Annotated in this window: 14 protein-coding genes; 6 read left to right on the forward strand and 8 right to left on the reverse strand. The window is 40.3% G+C overall.

Annotation, left to right across the window (positions count from 1 at the left end; translation table 11 throughout):
* Window positions 1-61: 61 nt before the first annotated feature.
* Window positions 62-976, reverse strand: coding sequence for a lipid A hydroxylase LpxO (gene lpxO, locus G8D99_RS14050; protein WP_166326945.1), 915 nt, complete (start codon window positions 974-976; stop codon window positions 62-64).
* A gap of 496 nt (window positions 977-1,472) precedes the next feature.
* On the opposite strand from lpxO, the gene fadB reads away from it, so the two are divergent.
* Complete coding sequence (gene fadB / locus G8D99_RS14055) at window positions 1,473-3,626, forward strand: fatty acid oxidation complex subunit alpha FadB (protein ID WP_166326947.1); 2,154 nt, start codon at window positions 1,473-1,475, stop codon at window positions 3,624-3,626.
* A 12-nt stretch (window positions 3,627-3,638) separates the two neighbouring features.
* Complete coding sequence (gene fadA / locus G8D99_RS14060) at window positions 3,639-4,811, forward strand: acetyl-CoA C-acyltransferase FadA (RefSeq protein WP_166326949.1); 1,173 nt, start codon at window positions 3,639-3,641, stop codon at window positions 4,809-4,811.
* A 46-nt stretch (window positions 4,812-4,857) separates the two neighbouring features.
* Here fadA and G8D99_RS14065 read toward each other — a convergent pair whose 3' ends face one another.
* From G8D99_RS14065 to G8D99_RS14075, 3 genes are all read right to left on the reverse strand, one after another.
* A complete protein-coding gene (locus G8D99_RS14065; RefSeq protein WP_166326951.1) occupies window positions 4,858-5,352 on the reverse strand; it encodes a hypothetical protein in 495 nt (164 codons plus the stop codon).
* A gap of 13 nt (window positions 5,353-5,365) precedes the next feature.
* Window positions 5,366-5,929, reverse strand: a complete 564-nt coding sequence (locus G8D99_RS14070) for a Panacea domain-containing protein (RefSeq protein ID WP_166326953.1) — start codon at window positions 5,927-5,929, stop codon at window positions 5,366-5,368.
* A gap of 145 nt (window positions 5,930-6,074) precedes the next feature.
* A complete protein-coding gene (locus G8D99_RS14075) occupies window positions 6,075-6,683 on the reverse strand; it encodes a hypothetical protein (protein ID WP_227554332.1) in 609 nt (202 codons plus the stop codon).
* 190 nt (window positions 6,684-6,873) lie between these two features.
* On the opposite strand from G8D99_RS14075, the gene G8D99_RS14080 reads away from it, so the two are divergent.
* Window positions 6,874-7,857: a hypothetical protein gene (locus G8D99_RS14080; protein WP_166326955.1), complete on the forward strand. Its 984-nt coding sequence runs from the start codon at window positions 6,874-6,876 to the stop codon at window positions 7,855-7,857.
* Window positions 7,858-7,911: 54 nt separating this feature from the next.
* Here the strand turns inward: G8D99_RS14080 and G8D99_RS14085 are convergent, their stop codons facing one another.
* Window positions 7,912-9,243 (reverse strand): GGDEF domain-containing protein, encoded by a 1,332-nt coding sequence (locus G8D99_RS14085; protein ID WP_166326957.1) that lies wholly within the window; start codon window positions 9,241-9,243, stop codon window positions 7,912-7,914.
* Window positions 9,244-9,477: 234 nt separating this feature from the next.
* Window positions 9,478-10,224, reverse strand: a complete 747-nt coding sequence (locus G8D99_RS14090; RefSeq protein WP_166326959.1) for a hypothetical protein — start codon at window positions 10,222-10,224, stop codon at window positions 9,478-9,480.
* Window positions 10,225-10,661: 437 nt separating this feature from the next.
* Here G8D99_RS14090 and G8D99_RS14095 point away from each other — a divergent pair, with 437 nt between their 5' ends.
* The 3 genes from G8D99_RS14095 to G8D99_RS14105 all read left to right on the forward strand — a co-directional run bounded on the left by G8D99_RS14095 (window position 10,662) and on the right by G8D99_RS14105 (window position 14,307).
* The gene (locus G8D99_RS14095; protein ID WP_166326961.1) at window positions 10,662-11,393 is read left to right on the forward strand and encodes a DsbA family oxidoreductase; all 732 of its coding nucleotides are present in this window, start codon (window positions 10,662-10,664) and stop codon (window positions 11,391-11,393) included.
* Window positions 11,394-12,333: 940 nt separating this feature from the next.
* Window positions 12,334-12,540, forward strand: a complete 207-nt coding sequence (locus G8D99_RS14100) for a hypothetical protein (protein WP_166326963.1) — start codon at window positions 12,334-12,336, stop codon at window positions 12,538-12,540.
* A gap of 630 nt (window positions 12,541-13,170) precedes the next feature.
* Window positions 13,171-14,307 carry a hypothetical protein gene (locus G8D99_RS14105; RefSeq protein WP_406741495.1) on the forward strand — a complete coding sequence of 379 codons (1,137 nt, stop codon included), beginning with the start codon at window positions 13,171-13,173 and terminating at the stop codon, window positions 14,305-14,307.
* 380 nt (window positions 14,308-14,687) lie between these two features.
* Here the strand turns inward: G8D99_RS14105 and G8D99_RS14110 are convergent, their stop codons facing one another.
* Together G8D99_RS14110 and htpG are read right to left on the reverse strand one after the other, a co-directional pair.
* Window positions 14,688-14,963: a hypothetical protein gene (locus G8D99_RS14110; protein WP_166326965.1), complete on the reverse strand. Its 276-nt coding sequence runs from the start codon at window positions 14,961-14,963 to the stop codon at window positions 14,688-14,690.
* Window positions 14,964-15,141: 178 nt separating this feature from the next.
* Window positions 15,142-17,061, reverse strand: a complete 1,920-nt coding sequence (gene htpG / locus G8D99_RS14115; RefSeq protein WP_166326967.1) for a molecular chaperone HtpG — start codon at window positions 17,059-17,061, stop codon at window positions 15,142-15,144.
* Window positions 17,062-17,094: the final 33 nt, after the last annotated feature.

The following is a 17,094-nucleotide window of genomic DNA, read 5'->3' on the forward strand; positions in this document are numbered from 1 at the left end:
TGACATTTGTTATAAAAAAAGCGCCCTCAGGGCGCTTTTCATTGAGCAGACATCGATCTATTTAAAACACATAAGGACGGATAAAGATCAGGAAGAAAATCCCCAGCATCAGGAACCATTTTAAAAAGTAATATAACTGACGATTGGTTTTCTTTAAGGCTTTGGCCTTAATCCGGAACTGATACACATAACCAAATACCTTGTTTAAACCACCGGTTTGATCGCCGGCTTCATTCGGTGAACTGGCTGCGGTCATCACGTTTTTACCAAACCAATGATTAAAACGCGCCATTAAGCGAGATTTAAGTGGACGTTCTACATCGGCAAAGAAAATGATCCGGTTTTGGTCGGTGGTGTTTTCTGCATAGTGAATATAGGTTTCATCAAACACCACACTTTTGCCATCACGCCATGAATAACGCTGACCATCGACATCGATAAAACAACGGTCATCATTCGGTGTCATCAGCCCCAAGTGATAGCGCAATGAACCTGCATACGGGTCACGATGACGAACCAAACGACTGTCAGGCGCGAGCTCGGTAAACATCGCGGCTTTAATGCTCGGTAAGGTTTTCAGTAAAGCTGTGGTTTTAGGGCAAAGCTCTGCCGCAGACGGATGTGCAGAGTCATACCATTTTAAATAAAAACGTTTCCAACCGGTTTTAAAAAATGAGTTAAAGCCCAAGTCGTCATAACTGCTTGAGGCTTTAATACCCCCCTTTTCATACAGGGCTTTGGCTTCGTCGCGAATCATTTCCCAGTTTTCATCGAGAACCTTGAGATCTTTAAATTCTTGGGTGTCGATATAGGGTTGGTTGGGAACTTTGGAGAAGAGATACATCAAAAAATTGATGGGTGCCAAAAGGGTCGAATGATCGAAAAATTGACGATAAAAAGAGTGTCGAACTTTACCGCGATTTTGGATATACAAGGCAGAAATCACAAATATCGCGAGGATAATCCACTTCATCATTTGGGAGCTCAGCTGTCAGTAAAGTTTATAAGCCGCTATAAACCTGAATGGTAGGAAAGACAAACAAAATAACAAGCGCAATATTTTAGCAACATTTGTCTGTTTTTTGCCAACCTGTTTCAACCCCAAAAGCTATATTGCTTATAGCGCTAAGGCCATATTTTTCACGATTGACTTTTCTGCCTAAAATTATTTAATTTTCTTGGCATTGAAATCGCCTTAAAAACCCCTATATTCAATCAGCGAGACGATTAAAAATTTGAATTGAAACAAAAACTTCATAACGAGCATCAGCAACACTCAAGTCGTGCGCTTAAAATTCAACAGGCGATTATCGAAAAAAATAGATGACCCTTGCGTCACGGCTTGATACAACTTGTTATGTTCTTTTTGGATATAGTTATCGTAAGATTAGCGAAGCATCGATGTGCGCAGGATTGGCGTACACGCTTCAAAACATCAACTTAGAAGTCCTCCAAAATAAGGAGATCAGGGCATGATCCACGCTGGCAATGCCATTACCGTCCAAATACTTTCGGACGGAATTGCAGAATTCCGCTTTGACTTACAAGGTGAGTCGGTTAACAAATTCGACCGTGTAACAATTGAAGACTTTAAAGCAGCCATCGCTGCGGTTAAAGCAAACGCTGAGATTAAAGGTCTTATCGTGACTTCAGGCAAATCTACGTTCATCGTGGGTGCCGACATCACTGAATTTGGTGAAAACTTCGCGCAAGGCGCTGACAAAATTGTGGAATGGGCAATGCCTGTTCATGACATTTTCAACAGCTTTGAAGATTTAGACATTCCTAAAGTTGCTGCAATCAATGGTATCGCATTGGGCGGTGGCTTTGAAATGTGCATGGTGTGTGACTACCGTGTCATGTCTGACAAAGCAACCGTCGGTCTACCAGAAGTTAAACTCGGCATCATCCCTGGTTTCGGTGGTACGGTTCGTTTAAGCCGTGTGATTGGTATCGACAATGCGGTGGAGTGGATTGCCACTTCTGCCAACAAACGTCCAGATGCAGCGTTGAAAGACGGCGCAGTTGACGCTGTTGTGCCTGCTGACAAACTGACCGATGCAGCGATTGACTTGGTAAAACAAGCGATTGCAGGTCGTTTAGATTGGAAAGCAAAACGCCAAGAAAAATTAGACCCGATCAAGTTAGGTCCATTAGAACAAATGATGGCATTTAACTCGTCTAAAGGTGTGGTGCTGGCGAAAGCTAATCCTGCGCAATACCCTGCGCCAAAACTATTGCTTGATTCTATGCAAGCAGGTTCTAGCCTTGACCGTGCAGGCGCACTTCGTCAAGAAGCTGAACACTTTGCTAAAGCTGCGGTGACGCCACAGTCTGGTGCATTGATTGGTCTATTCTTAAATGACCAAGTGGTGAAGAAAACTTCGAAGAAATATGAGCAAGGTGCGCACCCTGTCAACCAAGCGGCTGTTCTAGGCGCGGGTATCATGGGTGGCGGTATTGCTTATCAAGCGGCAAGCAAAGGCACACCAATCATCATGAAAGATATTGGTAACCCACAACTTGCACTGGGTATGAAAGAAGCGAATGGCTTGTTAACTAAACAAGTTGAACGCAAAAAAATGAAACCCGCTCAAATGGGTGAAACCCTTGCACGTATCCGCCCAACTTTAAGCTATGACGAGTTTAAAGAAGTGGACATCGTGATTGAAGCAGTCACTGAAAATCCGAAAATCAAAGAAGCGGTACTTGCGGATACTGAAAAATCAGTCCGTGAAAACACCATCATTGCATCAAATACCTCTACGATTTCAATCACACGTTTAGCGAAAGCATTACAACGTCCTGAAAACTTCGTGGGTATGCACTTCTTTAACCCGGTACACATGATGCCATTGGTTGAAGTGATTCGTGGTGAGAAAACTTCACCTGAAGCGATTGCAACGACTGTGGTACTTGCACAAAAAATGGGTAAAACACCAATCGTGGTAAATGACTGCCCGGGCTTCTTGGTAAACCGTGTCTTGTTCCCTTACTTCGGTGCATTCGACCTTCTTCTTAAAGACGGTGCTGACTTCCAGCAAATCGATAAAGTGATGGAAAAATTCGGCTGGCCGATGGGTCCTGCTTACTTGATGGACGTTGTCGGTATTGATACTGGCGTTCACGGTGCAGAAGTGATGGCTGAAGGCTTCCCTGACCGTATGAAACCGGACTATAAAGGTTCGATTCAAACCATGTATGAAGCAAAACGTTTGGGTCAAAAGAACGACGTTGGTTTTTACAAATACGAATTGGACAAAAAAGGTAAGAAAGCCAAAACTGTTGATCCAACCGCGTATGACGTGATTGCTCCGGTCGTGACTGGCGAAAAACGCGAGTTTGATGCGCAAGAAATCATTGACCGTATGATGCTTGCATTCTGTAACGAAACGGTTCGTTGCTTAGAAGACAACATCGTGGCAACGCCTGCTGAAGCAGATATGGCAATGATCATGGGTGTGGGTTTCCCTCCATTCCGTGGTGGTCCAGCACGTTATATCGATCAAACAGGTGTGGCTGAATACGTTGCGCTTTGCGACAAATATGCACATTTAGGTAAAGCTTATGAAGCGCCACAATTGTTGCGTGACATGGCTGCTAACAACAAAAAATTCTACGGTTAAGGAGCAACGTGAATGGCTAATTTAAATCCACGTGACGTTGTCATCGTTGATGGCGTTCGTTCAGCAATGGGTAAAACCAAAAACGGTATGTTCCGTAACGTACGTGCCGACAATTTATCTGCTGAGCTCGTTCGCGCATTGGTTGCTCGTAACCAGTTTGATACGAATGAAGTTGAAGATGTGATCTGGGGCTGTGTGAACCAAACTCTAGAGCAAGGTATGAACATTGGTCGTAACATTGCGTTATTGGCTGATCTTCCTAAGACTGTTGCAGGTCAAACTGTCAACCGTCTATGCGGTTCATCTATGCAAGCGATTCATACTGCTGCGGCGCAAATCGCAACCAACCAAGGTGATATCTTCATCATCGGTGGTGTTGAGCATATGGGTCACGTTGGGATGATGCACGGTATCGACTTAAACCCTCAAGCATCTAAACACTATGCTAAAGCGTCTAACATGATGGGCTTAACCGCTGAAATGTTGGGTCGTATGAACGGGATTACTCGTGAAGAACAAGATGCGTTTGGTGTTGAATCTCACCGCCGTGCTTGGGCTGCAACTGAAGCGGGTCGTTTCAAAAACGAAATCATTGGCATTGAAGGTCATGATGCTGAAGGTAAACTTCAACTGTGTGACATCGATGAAGTGATTCGTCCTGATGCGAACCTTGAAGCGTTCAAAGCATTACGTCCTGTGTTTGATCCGAAAGGCGGTACAGTGACTGCGGCAACCTCTTCAGCATTGTCTGATGGTGCATCTGCAATGTTGCTTATGTCTTATGAACGTGCGCAAGCTTTGGGTCTTAAACCTCGTGCAGTAATCCGCTCTATGGCGGTTGCAGGTTGTGATGCTGCGATCATGGGTTACGGTCCTGTTCCTGCAACGCAAAAAGCGCTTAAACGTGCTGGCTTAAGCATCGGCGACATTCAAACGGTTGAATTGAACGAAGCATTTGCTGCGCAAGGTTTGTCTGTACTTAAAGGCTTAGGTCTTTATGAGAAACAAGACATCGTGAACTTGAACGGTGGTGCAATTGCACTGGGTCACCCATTGGGTTGTTCAGGTGCACGTATCACAACAACATTGTTGAACGTGATGGAACAACAAGATACACAAATCGGTCTTGCGACCATGTGTATCGGTCTAGGTCAAGGGATCGCAACTGTGATCGAACGTGTTTAAGTTTTAAATACGTGACCAAAAGAAACCCCGCTATTGCGGGGTTTTCTTATGCTGATTTAGTCATTTTTAAATATTCACATAATTTTTGTATTTCATATTTAACAAATGTTGGTGTCTTATTGGACGTTATAGCACCTTCTCTAATTCTACATAAAAGATCATATGTCACAGGTTCATGGAGAAGTAATCTACCATTTTGTACACCTCTTTTAATAGGTTCATATTCTTCGTATCTTAGGCGACTATAATTTACATAACTTTTATGTGTAATAAAAGAATGGTCACCAGGTTCAACAATACATGTGGAATCGTAATTCATTCCTGAACGCACGGATGTAAAATTCACTTGAGCTAAATGAAGTTTTTTTCCAAAACTTATATCTATTGGTGATTGCGGATCAAATAAAACTATAAATAAATGATTTCCTGATGGACCTGATGGAACTAATAAAGTATCTCCCGCTTTTGCATCCCAACTTGTATTATCTTTAATTTTATCTTCATATCCCTCATCATCCCCTGAATCGTGATTCCCAACCATAAAAAATCAAATCCTACGTTAAGCTTGCAAAAAAATCATCTATTTCCACTTCTTCATTGAGATACTCTTCAATACTTGAAGCTGTATCATCATCAAAATCTAATGCTTTAAACAACTCTTTGTAACTGATTGGCACACTTGATCCATTAGGATCAGTCCATTCTGGGCATCCCCCATTGTGTGTGTAATCTCTTATTTCCCATTTCCCCATATGACCGAATTCATTCCATACGCTTTCTAAAACTTTTACTTCGTCATAATTTAAATACTTCAAATCACTATCTATACAGATATCTTTTTTCAATGAAATGTTGTAATTTTCCTTATCTGATAAGAGTTCACTCATATAAGTATTTCTGCAATTACCATTTAAGCGGTCGTATGTCAAAGATAGAACTGGACCATGCGGCATAGATACAAGTAAATCACCTATAATAGGCAAATGATTTTTTTTAAAAGACTCCCTCTCTGCTAAATACATCAACTTCATTAATTTAAGAACAGGAAGTTGACCATCAGATTTAGTAAGAAAATAAGCAGCTACTTCAGTAGCCTTGAGATCACTAAACAAATTCATTACAACCACCTTTGAATCATCTCATTATTATTAGTATTAAAATATAGAGATATAAATTTGAACTATTTTACCATTTTTGTTTAAAAATTATCTACATTGATACAATAACTCATTAAGATAATTTCAGAGATTTAATTCATCAGCTTTATTTAAACCTACTCTGCCATTTATCCCCCAACAACTGAGTCAGGCGTTGTTGATCTAAATTAATTTGAATCGCACCGCCACCACTTTGCACGTGATTCAACGCTTTTTCACGGTCTATGCCTAAAGGCTCAAGCATCTTAAAAATACCTGAGCTTGGGTCAGAGGACTGTAAGCCTGCTGCGACTACCAAAACATACTCTTGTTGCAAAGGCGACAAATGACTCATATCCGGCATAGCCGTTTGCGGTGCAACGTTCAACACATGAGCTTGATTGCCAATCTCGTAATTTTGAATACCCTGCTCTTTCTTAATAATATAGTGCTGTAAGGTCTTACGCACTTTAATGTCTTCCTGAAACGGTTGCACCGTGGTCAACACTTCATCTCGCAGTTCAGCATCCGCCATGACTTTAATGGTCGGTAAAGTTGCAGCTTCTTCTGCATAGACATGGGTCAACATACTAGAGGTGATTAAGCTGGCAAACACACACACTTTGGCAATATTCATAAGCTGAACTCGAACAAGACCTAAGCGCACAAGAAGCACTTTAGGGGGAGAAAAAAAGGATTCAATGAATAGGCTACAACAATCAATCTTCGGATTCATCAACCCTCAGACAAGCGGTTAAACTGCACACATTGACGATAGATCAGCCAGAAACTGCCTAAATGTTACCCGTTTGTAATTTTAGAACACAATTCAATCAATAAAATCTTATTCATCAACATCTTATATTTTATAGGCGTATTATACGGCGCTTGAAATGTTTCACATCCGAAGAGTTAAGGATTTTCCAATGAAAGCGCTTAAAACTGCGATCGCTGTTACTTTAGTAGCAGGTACCACTTCAGCTATGGCTGCCAATTCTGTAGAAGCAAACGAAGTTCTTGCAATTGCAAATGCTTCTATGCCTACAGCAACAAATGCTGTAGAAACTACAGTTGCAGCAGCACAAGCAGATGCTCAAGCAGTTAAAGATGCCGCTGTTGCAAACGTTGCTGCAGCTCAAACAGCCATCCAAGATAAAGTTGCGGTTGAAGCAACTGATGCACAAGCTCAAATGATTGCAGCGACTGAAGCAGCCGCGCAAGCTAAACTTGAAGCAGTGCGTAAAATCATTGCTGAGAAAGGTTTGACTGTAGATGACATTCCTGCAATCCGCATCTATGAATCAAAAGACGCTGCGCTTGCAAACGTTGCAGCAGTGAAAGAAGCCGTTGCTGAAACTGTAGCAGACCAAGTTGAAACAGCTCAAACAGCATTGGTTGAAAACACCACTGAAGTGGTTGCTGATGCACAAAATGCAGTCGTTGAAAAAGTTGAAGCGGCTGAAGCTGATGCGGCTAAAGCAGAAACCAAAGCGAAAAAAGGCTGGTTCTCTTGGTTTAAAAAGAAAGAAGCTGCTGTTGTAGATACAACTGCACAAGCAGAACAAATCGTTGCTGATGCAAAAGATACTGCGAATGAAAAAGTTGAAGCTGTCGCTGAAGCGAAAGATGCTGTAGTTGAACAAACTCAAGCAACTGTTGCAGATGCACAAGCTACTGCTGTTGAACAAGCTCAAGTTGCTGAACAAGCACAACAAACTGTAAACAACACTGTGGCAAACGCTGAAAATACAGTGATTGCAGCAACAGAACAAACTCAAGAAACAGTAGAAGGCGTAAAAGAAGCGGCTACTGAACAAGTTGAACTTGCGAACAAAGCAGAACAAGCGGTTGAAGCAACCACTGAAAAGAAAGGTTGGTTCTCTTGGTTGTTCGGAAAAAAAGCTGCATAAGTTTTGACTGATGCAATAAAAAGGATGCCGCTTGGCATCCTTTTTTTATCTACATTAGCCTTTAAGCACATATTGTTTTTTGCCTCTTGCTTTGGCCTCATACAGACATATATCCGCTTCATGTATCCAATGCGCATAGTTCACCAATGTGAATTGACCAAAAGTGGTCGCTCCTATACTCACTGTGACATTAATTTGACAGTCTTTATATTGAAAAGGCGTTTCATAACAAGCTTTTAAAATGGTTTCACATACAGCTCGACATTGTTCGACGGGTGCATAAGGGACCAAAATTAAAAACTCTTCCCCACCCCAACGTATGGTCACTTTATTGGATATCTTAAGCTTCATTAAAATGTGCGTGACATGTTGAATGACCAAGTCCCCCACATAATGACCATGCACATCATTCACTTTTTTAAAGTCATCAATATCGAGCAATACAAGATAGCCATTTTCAAACTTGGCATCATTTAAGATTTTTTCACGCACATAACGACGGTTTTTCAGTCCGGTCAATTCATCTCGAAACATCATCCGCTCATAACTGGCACTTAAGCGTTTATTGTTGAGGTAAATCTCGCAAACAAATAAAAAGATGATTAAGTAACAGCCCAGTGCCAAGCGATAAGAACTGAGTCGTGACAAAATATGCACATCTTCTGCGGTCCAATATTGCCCGACTAGTGGCAAGGACACATAGACACTACAGATGAACACCAACAAGCCTGCCAAAAAGCTAAAGGCTTTTAATTTATACTTTAAAGCGAAGTAACACAGCAAAAATGGAAAAATAAAACAGGCATAAAAAATTGGATCTTTAGAAATATAGTATTGTGCAGCCCACGCCACTAAAAGTGCCAAATAGTCCCGCAACTCAACCTGATTCCAATGCCTCCATCCGTAGAATACGCAAATCAAACTGGCACATGTCACCACTTGTTCAAGAAAATAATCAAAAAATTCATAATGATTCAGACCAATTTCGAACATGAGCATAAAGATCAGACCGCCCACTGCTGCACTGATCATGCTTGGAATCGCAATCGAACGGGTTTGAATATAGCGAAATTTAAACTGGCTTGTCCGAATCCAATAATAGAGTTGAATAAACAAACTCACTTGAACGCCATTGATGCCACTTAAAACAAGGATGGTTTTCAGATCCTTAACGGGATCGAACAATACCGACACCGAAAAAATAATGCTGAAAACAAAACAAAAATGAAATGTAGCACGGTTAATGGTATGCCGAAGCTGAATCAGATAATAGCCCAATACAGCATTGATGACCCAAATGGGACTGACCACCCAACTGAAGGTATATGCAACAGAAAAACTGGTAATAACAAAAGCACATACCCATAAAATGGCTAAATTTTTCATGCAATTTGATGTCTGAATAAATGAACGTTGTAATGTTTTTATTAAAAAAATTATTACTTGAGTAATTCAATTATTGTACTTGTTATTTATAGATCAATCATTTATTGAACATGGTTAATTTTCAAAATGGTCGACATTTACGCTATTTTTTGATGAATAAAACACCTTTATGATAAAAATTTTATGCGACAAAACATGTATGCTGAATCGTGGTTGCCACACTTTGATTTTCAATTATTCATCTTCTTCAAAGAAACGTGCATTCTGTTTTTTCAGTTCATTGATCTGCTGTTGAAACTCTAAAACCTCGGCATACAAAAGATTGAACTTACGCACTTGCTCGTCTTTTTCAAACAAGAACATGTCATTTTTATTGACCCATTTATACTTTTTCAGCATTGCAAACATCTGTTCAGCTTTTTCTAAGATCTGCATTTCGATGTGCAACAAGGCAATTTCATCATTGTCTTGACGGGTTGCTTCGAGTTTTTCTTGCATCGACTCGCGCATGTTTTTATTGACGTCTAGCGTGGCTAAATCTTCGAGTGCTTTCGTGCCAATCTGTTCATGCTTGGTTTTGTATTCTGCGGTGGCTGTTTTGACTATGCTCAGCATTTGCGTGGTTTGTTGGTAGGCTGCTTTACGGTCTTGTTCAAAGCGTGTCGCACTTAAAAAATGATCCCAATCGGCACGATCCAGTTGTCTTAAATAACTATTGCGCGCTTCGATATTGTCCATCCAATATTTTAAAATAAACTCAGACATCACTTTGTAATCGCCTTCTAGACGATTATCTTCGATCTGCATATTCAGCGGTTTTTTCCAATTTCGCGCTTGCACATACAGTTGTTCCATTTTTTCAGACATGACTGTGTCAAAAGCTTTGCGATTGAGCTTGTCGCTATCGTTTAGATCCAAATAATAAACATAGCCACAAATGGACAATACCAAGATCGTGATGAGTATCAAGATACGGCGCATTCGCACCTCCACATGCTGAACTTATTTATAGTTGGACTTAGATGAAGATCTAAACTTAATTTATGCTTATAAATTATGCTGTTTATATCATAAAGTTATGACAAATTTAACATTTTTTTGTTTTATTTGGTCTAAAAACACTATTTTATAGTTTCTATTTCACATTATTAATCAAATAAACCGATGCTGTTTTTCTACTTCAATTGAGTTTTAGCAATCAATAATCACTCAAACTTTAATCGAAATATTAAGAACCCAAGCTCAATTTTAAACATACCCCCCATAAAAAACGCCGTTTATTGTGCTAAAAGACCTGATCATGCCCATAAAATTGATGCTAAAAAAGCGATAAAACAAAGCGTTTTATTTTTGTGACTTTAATTCTTTCGTCATTGCCCACACTATAATATGCAATGAAAGATTGTTAGAGAAAGCATATGCGTGTTGATATTTGGTCAGATGTGGTTTGCCCATTTTGCTACATTGGTAAAAAACGTTTAGAAAAAGCCGCAGAGCAAGCAGGCATTGAGCTTGAAGTGTTTTGGCACAGTTATGAACTTGACCCAAATGCACCTGCACGCCAAGAAGTTTCCAATACTGAACGACTGGCTGTGAAATATGGTCGTACAGTGGCTGAAGTTGAAGAAATGCAACGCAATATCGCAGACATGGCGAAGCAAGAAGGCATTGAGTTCAATTGGCAAAAAGCCAACTCAGGCAATACCTTCAATGCACACCGTTTGATTCATTTGGCACAAAGCTTAGGTCTAGGCAATGAAGCCAAAGAAGCATTATTCTATAGCTATATGACTCAAGGTCTAGCGATTGGTGAGCGTGAAACACTCGAAGACGTGGCTTCTCGTATTGGTTTAAACCCAGTACAAGTGGACGATGTTTTAGATTCAGACGAATTTGCTGAATTTGTAAAATACGATGAAGAAGTGGCCAATGAACAATTGAAAGTTCAAGGCGTACCATTCTTTGTATTTGACCAACGTGTGGCTTTGGCGGGCGCTCAACCGGTTGAAGTAATGAAAGAAGTGATGGAAAAAGCTTTCTCTTCGATGAAAGATGAGTCTGACCTCGATGCAGCACCAGAAGTCCCTGCTTCTGACGATGCTGCAATCTGTACAGATGATGCCTGTGATGTCCCACAAAAACCGCATTGATCTGTCAAAGATGTAATCAAAAAATCCCGCAAATCTGCGGGATTTTTTATGATTGATCGGGTTTGAATGATTCAGTCCCCGCTTAATCGAGTAGCAACTCAATACAATACCCATTCAATGCATTGATCTCGGTAGTCAATTCAACCCTTAGTCTATTCAACCACTTTGGCACTGACTGTCTCAATGCTGGTCTGTGATTGATCTCAGAATTTCATCATCAAACTAAATCGATAAAATTGAATTTGAAAAAAATAAAGCATATAAAACGACAGGATATACACTTTAAACAGCCTCATATTACGTAACCAAGAAGAACTAAACTTTGCTTTAAAAATAAGCAAAATATAGGATACAGCGTTGCAAAAATGAGACTTTTTAAGCCAATTTATTTTGTTAAAATGCTTGCATAGATTCAAGATTCTTTTAATCCAAGCGCTGTAGTTTCTTCTTTTATTTTTATTTGTTTGTTCAATTTTCTTATTTTATAAGATAAAAACACCTCCTTTGGGAGGTTTTTTTATGCCCCCTTTTTGAGTCAACAAAATATCGGCTCGTGTATGTTTCACGGAACTATTGAGTTTATTCAAACTTTTGCCCTATATGCATAAGCTTTGCCCTATATAGATAAGTAATGTTACAGCGGTCTTACATCTCTGCCACAAACTGCCTGTATAAGCTGAGCGTGATCTTTGATTAGATAGTTATGGGCTTGTTTTAACGACAAGCTGCGTTCTCACAAGCTCAAGCCATCCATTAAACAAATTTACTGCACGTATTTAACAAGCTCAGATCGGTTTGTGTGTACTTCAATTGCTTAAGTTTAAATACACAGAGCGATTAAGCCATGATGCTTTTAAATATGTGAAGTGTATTGTGTTTATTGAGCTTAAATGTAGCGCTTATATTTTTTTATTTATTGTTATTATTCCGAGGTAAGCATATGTCAGACGTTTCAAATAATACCTATACCCCTGATACTTCAACAACATCGGCACCGAAGAAATCTAAATTTACCCCAACCTGCAAAGGCATTCTGATTGGTGCGGTGGCAGGAAGTGTCCTGCCCGTATTTGGTACGATCAGTGGTGCGGTGATTGGTGGTATTGCCGGTAAAGTCTATGAAAAGAAATGCGCGTCTAAACTTTAACGGGTTTTACCCTTTAAACGCATCATCTCTCGTTTTCTCTACTGTACGAGCAATAAAAAAAAGCAACAACTGAAACCGTTTAGATAGAAACGGTTTTCTAAGAAGGTCTTGGTGCAAAAGCATCAAGACCTTTTTCAATGCTTATGGGTTCGGGTTTGAGTTTGAGCTTGGTCTAATATAAATTTTCCAAGTTTAAATGAATGCTTATTTGCTCAAGTATTTAATGGATGATCTTATATATTTACCCTATCTAACGTCCTGATGAACACCTTTGATTCCATCCTCCACTACGGCGTTTTTTGAGTTTCCTCTCATCGCATATTGTTGTTTTGTTCTTTTTCAGCCCCTTTTTAATCCTCATACATTGGATTTTTAAGGGTTAATGCTGCTTTTCGCTCTTACTTTACCGGCTAAAACTACAATTTTATTCTTCTATTTTTACCCTTATTTTGCTTAAAATAAATCCAATGCTTTATTTAAGCTTTAAGCATAGTTGCTTGAAAAAAATAATGAATAGTTCGATTCCATCAGGATTATTCCTCAAATTAAAGATGAAGAATGAACAAAAAATCCATGATCAATCTTAGAAATTGCCTGCTTAGCCCTTTATCTTTGAGCTTGCTTTGCCTCATGGCAACCGCTTCTGTGCACGCTGAACAAAACATTGATCTACCTGTTGCAGAAACAACGCAAAATAACAATGGCGTGAGTCAATCCAATATCGCAACAGCAGCGCCTTCACCGTTTAATTTTGATGACCCAAATCTTGATAGCAACAATAATTTAGGCTGGATCAATTACCTACCCCGCATGATTGATGCCACACCCACACTATTTCCGGAGCAATCCAACCAAAAACTGCTTCCACCGACTGAGCAAACCGAAGAACTGAGTTGGATTGACCGCAAACAAAAGTCCGTTCGAGCTTGGACAGATCGTACCGCACAGCGCATTGATGGCTGGTTTGGCGAAACTGATCCGAATAAGCCCGCGACCGCAAGCTTACGTATTTTGCTCGATAACGATTGGGATGAACATGATGGTTATGAATTTAAGCCGCGTATTCGCGGGAAAATTGATTTACCCACGCTTGAACGTCGCTTTAGTCTGGTATTTGGTGATGACTCTTTAGACAATGAATTAGATGATAATATTGCCATTACCAATGAACACCCCGCGCATCAAGCCGATAAAAAAGTCGATGGCAAACGTATCCGAGAGGACAACAGTTCAATTGCATTACGCTGGTCACAAATTTCGAAAAGCCTGCCCTTTGATCTCGATGCCGACCTCGGGATTCGCTCAGGTGATGATGTCTATGCCCGTTTAAAAGCCAAGAAAGATTGGTCACTGGCCAATGATTTTAGTTTTCACGCTGAACAGATTTATCGCTATGGCATCGACAGTGAACACTATCTTCGAACCAATTTAGAACTCACCCATGCACGCCCCAATGAGCCTTTCATTTCCAACCAGTTCTATTTAACCTATGCCGATGAACAAGACGATGACTTAACTTGGGATAACCGTACCTATCGTCAACATCAGTTTTTCCATGAAAATCGTTTTAACTATGGTATTTATACTGGTGGCTATTACCACAATGATCAGCTGCGTTTAAACAGTTGGGGGCCTTTTGTGTCATGGCGTCAACCGATTTGGCGTGAGTGGTTTTATGTACAAGGTGATTTGAACTATTTTGATGATCAACGTGAAGACCGAGATCACTATGTCCGTGCCTTAGTTCGTTTAGAAGCGCTGTTTTAGGCGTATATGCTTTAAGCGTCTGTCTTTTAAAGGGATTGTTTTAAAGGCATGTGTTTTAAGGTTCGTGGTCTTAAAAGCCGGTTGTCTTTAATTGAGTGACTTTAATGGAGTTAATTTGGATTGATCAACTGTTGATCCAGCACAGGGACAATCTAAAAAATGGCTGAATAGATGACGCACATAGAAATCTTGAAGCCTGACATACTCGTCAGCTGTGTCTGCTTGGTTGTTAAACCTAAAGCTGTATAGTTATGCCTGTGTTTATACCTATGTTTATGCTTCTATTTAGAGTCCTAAAGCCCTATTAAATCATGCTTGCGCTTTGTCTAGGCGTAAAAAAACCCATCGCAACAGATGGGCTTTGAACACAGCAAAACATGTTATTTAGTAATGGTGACACGGTCACTACGCACATAACGATGTTTTTGCACAGCCACAGTTTCAGTCGCTGTTTCAACATTGGGATGTGAATAGCTTACGCGGTCATTACGAATCACACGTTTGCTGTCTGTAAATGGGTTAACGTCAAATTGTTGAATGCCTTTAGACACAGATACACGGTCATTACGAACTTGATGATCTGAATTGCTCGCCATTGCAGGCATAGCCATAATTAAAGCGATTGAACAAAGACCCATTTTCAATACGGTTTTCATAATTGAATCTGTCGGAAGAATTTATCAATCTTTATTATATGCTTATTAGTGAATTAGATTTAGATAAAATAGCTTAAAAGTTATACATTATTTTTATAATTCACATTCATTTTCTCATTATATGAAAATAAAAACCTCCTTTACGGAGGTTTTTATTAAGAACTTTAGCTATTTAAACTTACTTCAAAAGTAGGCTATTGATGCGTTTTAGGTACGCAGCTGGATCTTCAGGTAAGCCACCTTCAGCAATCACGGCTTGGTCAAAAATCACATTGGCCAAGTCATCAAACTGTGCTGAACCATCCAATTTTTTCACCAATGGATGCTCAGGGTTGATTTCAAGTACAGGTTTGCTTTCAGGCACCGCTTGACCCGCTTGTTTAAGCATACGGATCAATTGTGGTGACAACTCACCTTCTCCTGTGACCAAACATGCTGGTGAATCCACCAAACGTGTGGTGACACGCACTTCTTTGGTTTTGTCTTTAAGTGACTCAGACAATTTTTCAACCACAGGTTTAAATTGCTCTGCTGCTGCTTCCAATGCTTTTTTCTCTTCAGCATCTTGCAAGTCACCCAAGTCAACCGCACCTTTAGAGACGTTTTGCATTGGTGTGCCATCAAATGAATGGACAAATTCCATCGCCCATTCATCGACACGATCCGTCATGAGCAACACTTCAATGCCTTTTTTCTTAAACAACTCAAGCTGTGGCGAGTTTTTCGCAGCGGCTAAGCTGTCAGCTGTGACATAGTAAATGGCTTTCTGACCTTCTTTCATATTGGCTTTATATGCCTCTAAAGAAGTGCTGACTTCATCATGAGTTGAGGTTGCAAAACGAAGTAGTTTTAAGATGCGGTCACGGTTACCCATGTCTTCGCCTAAACCTTCTTTCAGTACTGCACCAAATTCACTATAGAAAGTTTTGAATTTCTCTTGATCTGCGGCATCTTCAGATTTAGCCAACGCATCCAGTGTAGTCAGGATACGACGTGCGTTCCCTTCACGGATGGTTTTTACATCACGGCTTTCTTGCAGTAATTCACGACTCACGTTCAGCGGTAAATCAGCACTGTCCACCACCCCTTGTACAAAGCGTAGGTAGTTTGGAATCAGGTTGTCTGCATCATCCATAATGAACACACGTTTCACATATAGCTTAATGCCTGCTTTGGCTTCACGAGTGAAAATGTTGTGTGGCGCTTTACTTGGAATATACAGAAGTTGCGTATATTCAGTGCTACCTTCAACACGGTTATGCGCCCAAGTCAGAGGTGCTTCAAAGTCATGGCTTAAGTTTTTATAAAACTCAATATATTGCTCTTCAGTCACTTCAGACTTGTTGCGTGTCCATAGTGCGCTTGCCGAGTTAATCGCTTCCCATTCATCGGTTTTGACGTACTGACCTGGTTTCGCTTCTTCACCTTCAGCGGCTTCTTCTTGTTGCCACACCTCTTTTTGCATCTCGATTGGTAAGCTGATGTGGTCAGAGTATTTATTGATGATTTGCTTTACTTTATACGACTGTAGATAGTCCAAAGCATCTTCACGTAGGTGCAAAATAATGTCTGTTCCACGTGAAGCTTTTTCGATCTGTGCAACTTCGAAATCACCTGTGCCCCCACTGATCCAACGTACGCCTTCAGCAGTATCTGTGCCTGCACGACGTGATTCAACCGTGATTTTGTCTGCCACAATAAAGCCAGAATAGAAACCCACACCGAACTGACCAATCAATTGCGCATCGGCTTTTTGATCTCCTGACAGTTTCGACATAAAGTCTTTGGTGCCAGATTTTGCAATCGTACCTAAGTTATCAATGGCTTCTTGTTGGCTTAGACCAATCCCGTTGTCAGAAATGGTGATGGTTTTGTTGTCTGAATCGAGGGTGACACGAACATGCAGTTCAGGGTCATTCTCATAGTATTCAGGATGATTGATCCCTTCAAAACGAAGTTTGTCGCATGCATCTGATGCATTGGAAATTAATTCACGTAAGAAAATTTCAGGATTTGAATAAAGAGAATGCGTCACTAAATGTAATAGTTGAGCCACTTCTGCTTGGAAGCTATGTTTTTGTGTAGTGTTCTCAGTCATAAAATTACTCCTTAAATTCAACAACACATTATT

Source organism: Acinetobacter lanii, assembly GCF_011578285.1.
GTDB classification, from domain to species: Bacteria; Pseudomonadota; Gammaproteobacteria; order Pseudomonadales; family Moraxellaceae; genus Acinetobacter; species Acinetobacter lanii.

What these genes read in the sequence shown, in the direction of transcription:
- lpxO (WP_166326945.1), bottom strand. Translation starts at nt 976, where the DNA reads ATGATGAAGTGGATTATCCTCGCGATATTTGTGATTTCTGCCTTGTAT.
- fadB (WP_166326947.1), top strand. Translation starts at nt 1,473, where the DNA reads ATGATCCACGCTGGCAATGCCATTACCGTCCAAATACTTTCGGACGGA.
- fadA (WP_166326949.1), top strand. Translation starts at nt 3,639, where the DNA reads ATGGCTAATTTAAATCCACGTGACGTTGTCATCGTTGATGGCGTTCGT.
- G8D99_RS14065 (WP_166326951.1), bottom strand. Translation starts at nt 5,352, where the DNA reads ATGGTTGGGAATCACGATTCAGGGGATGATGAGGGATATGAAGATAAA.
- G8D99_RS14070 (WP_166326953.1), bottom strand. Translation starts at nt 5,929, where the DNA reads ATGAATTTGTTTAGTGATCTCAAGGCTACTGAAGTAGCTGCTTATTTT.
- G8D99_RS14075 (WP_227554332.1), bottom strand. Translation starts at nt 6,683, where the DNA reads ATGAATCCGAAGATTGATTGTTGTAGCCTATTCATTGAATCCTTTTTT.
- G8D99_RS14080 (WP_166326955.1), top strand. Translation starts at nt 6,874, where the DNA reads ATGAAAGCGCTTAAAACTGCGATCGCTGTTACTTTAGTAGCAGGTACC.
- G8D99_RS14085 (WP_166326957.1), bottom strand. Translation starts at nt 9,243, where the DNA reads ATGAAAAATTTAGCCATTTTATGGGTATGTGCTTTTGTTATTACCAGT.
- G8D99_RS14090 (WP_166326959.1), bottom strand. Translation starts at nt 10,224, where the DNA reads ATGCGCCGTATCTTGATACTCATCACGATCTTGGTATTGTCCATTTGT.
- G8D99_RS14095 (WP_166326961.1), top strand. Translation starts at nt 10,662, where the DNA reads ATGCGTGTTGATATTTGGTCAGATGTGGTTTGCCCATTTTGCTACATT.
- G8D99_RS14100 (WP_166326963.1), top strand. Translation starts at nt 12,334, where the DNA reads ATGTCAGACGTTTCAAATAATACCTATACCCCTGATACTTCAACAACA.
- G8D99_RS14105 (WP_406741495.1), top strand. Translation starts at nt 13,171, where the DNA reads ATGGCAACCGCTTCTGTGCACGCTGAACAAAACATTGATCTACCTGTT.
- G8D99_RS14110 (WP_166326965.1), bottom strand. Translation starts at nt 14,963, where the DNA reads ATGAAAACCGTATTGAAAATGGGTCTTTGTTCAATCGCTTTAATTATG.
- htpG (WP_166326967.1), bottom strand. Translation starts at nt 17,061, where the DNA reads ATGACTGAGAACACTACACAAAAACATAGCTTCCAAGCAGAAGTGGCT.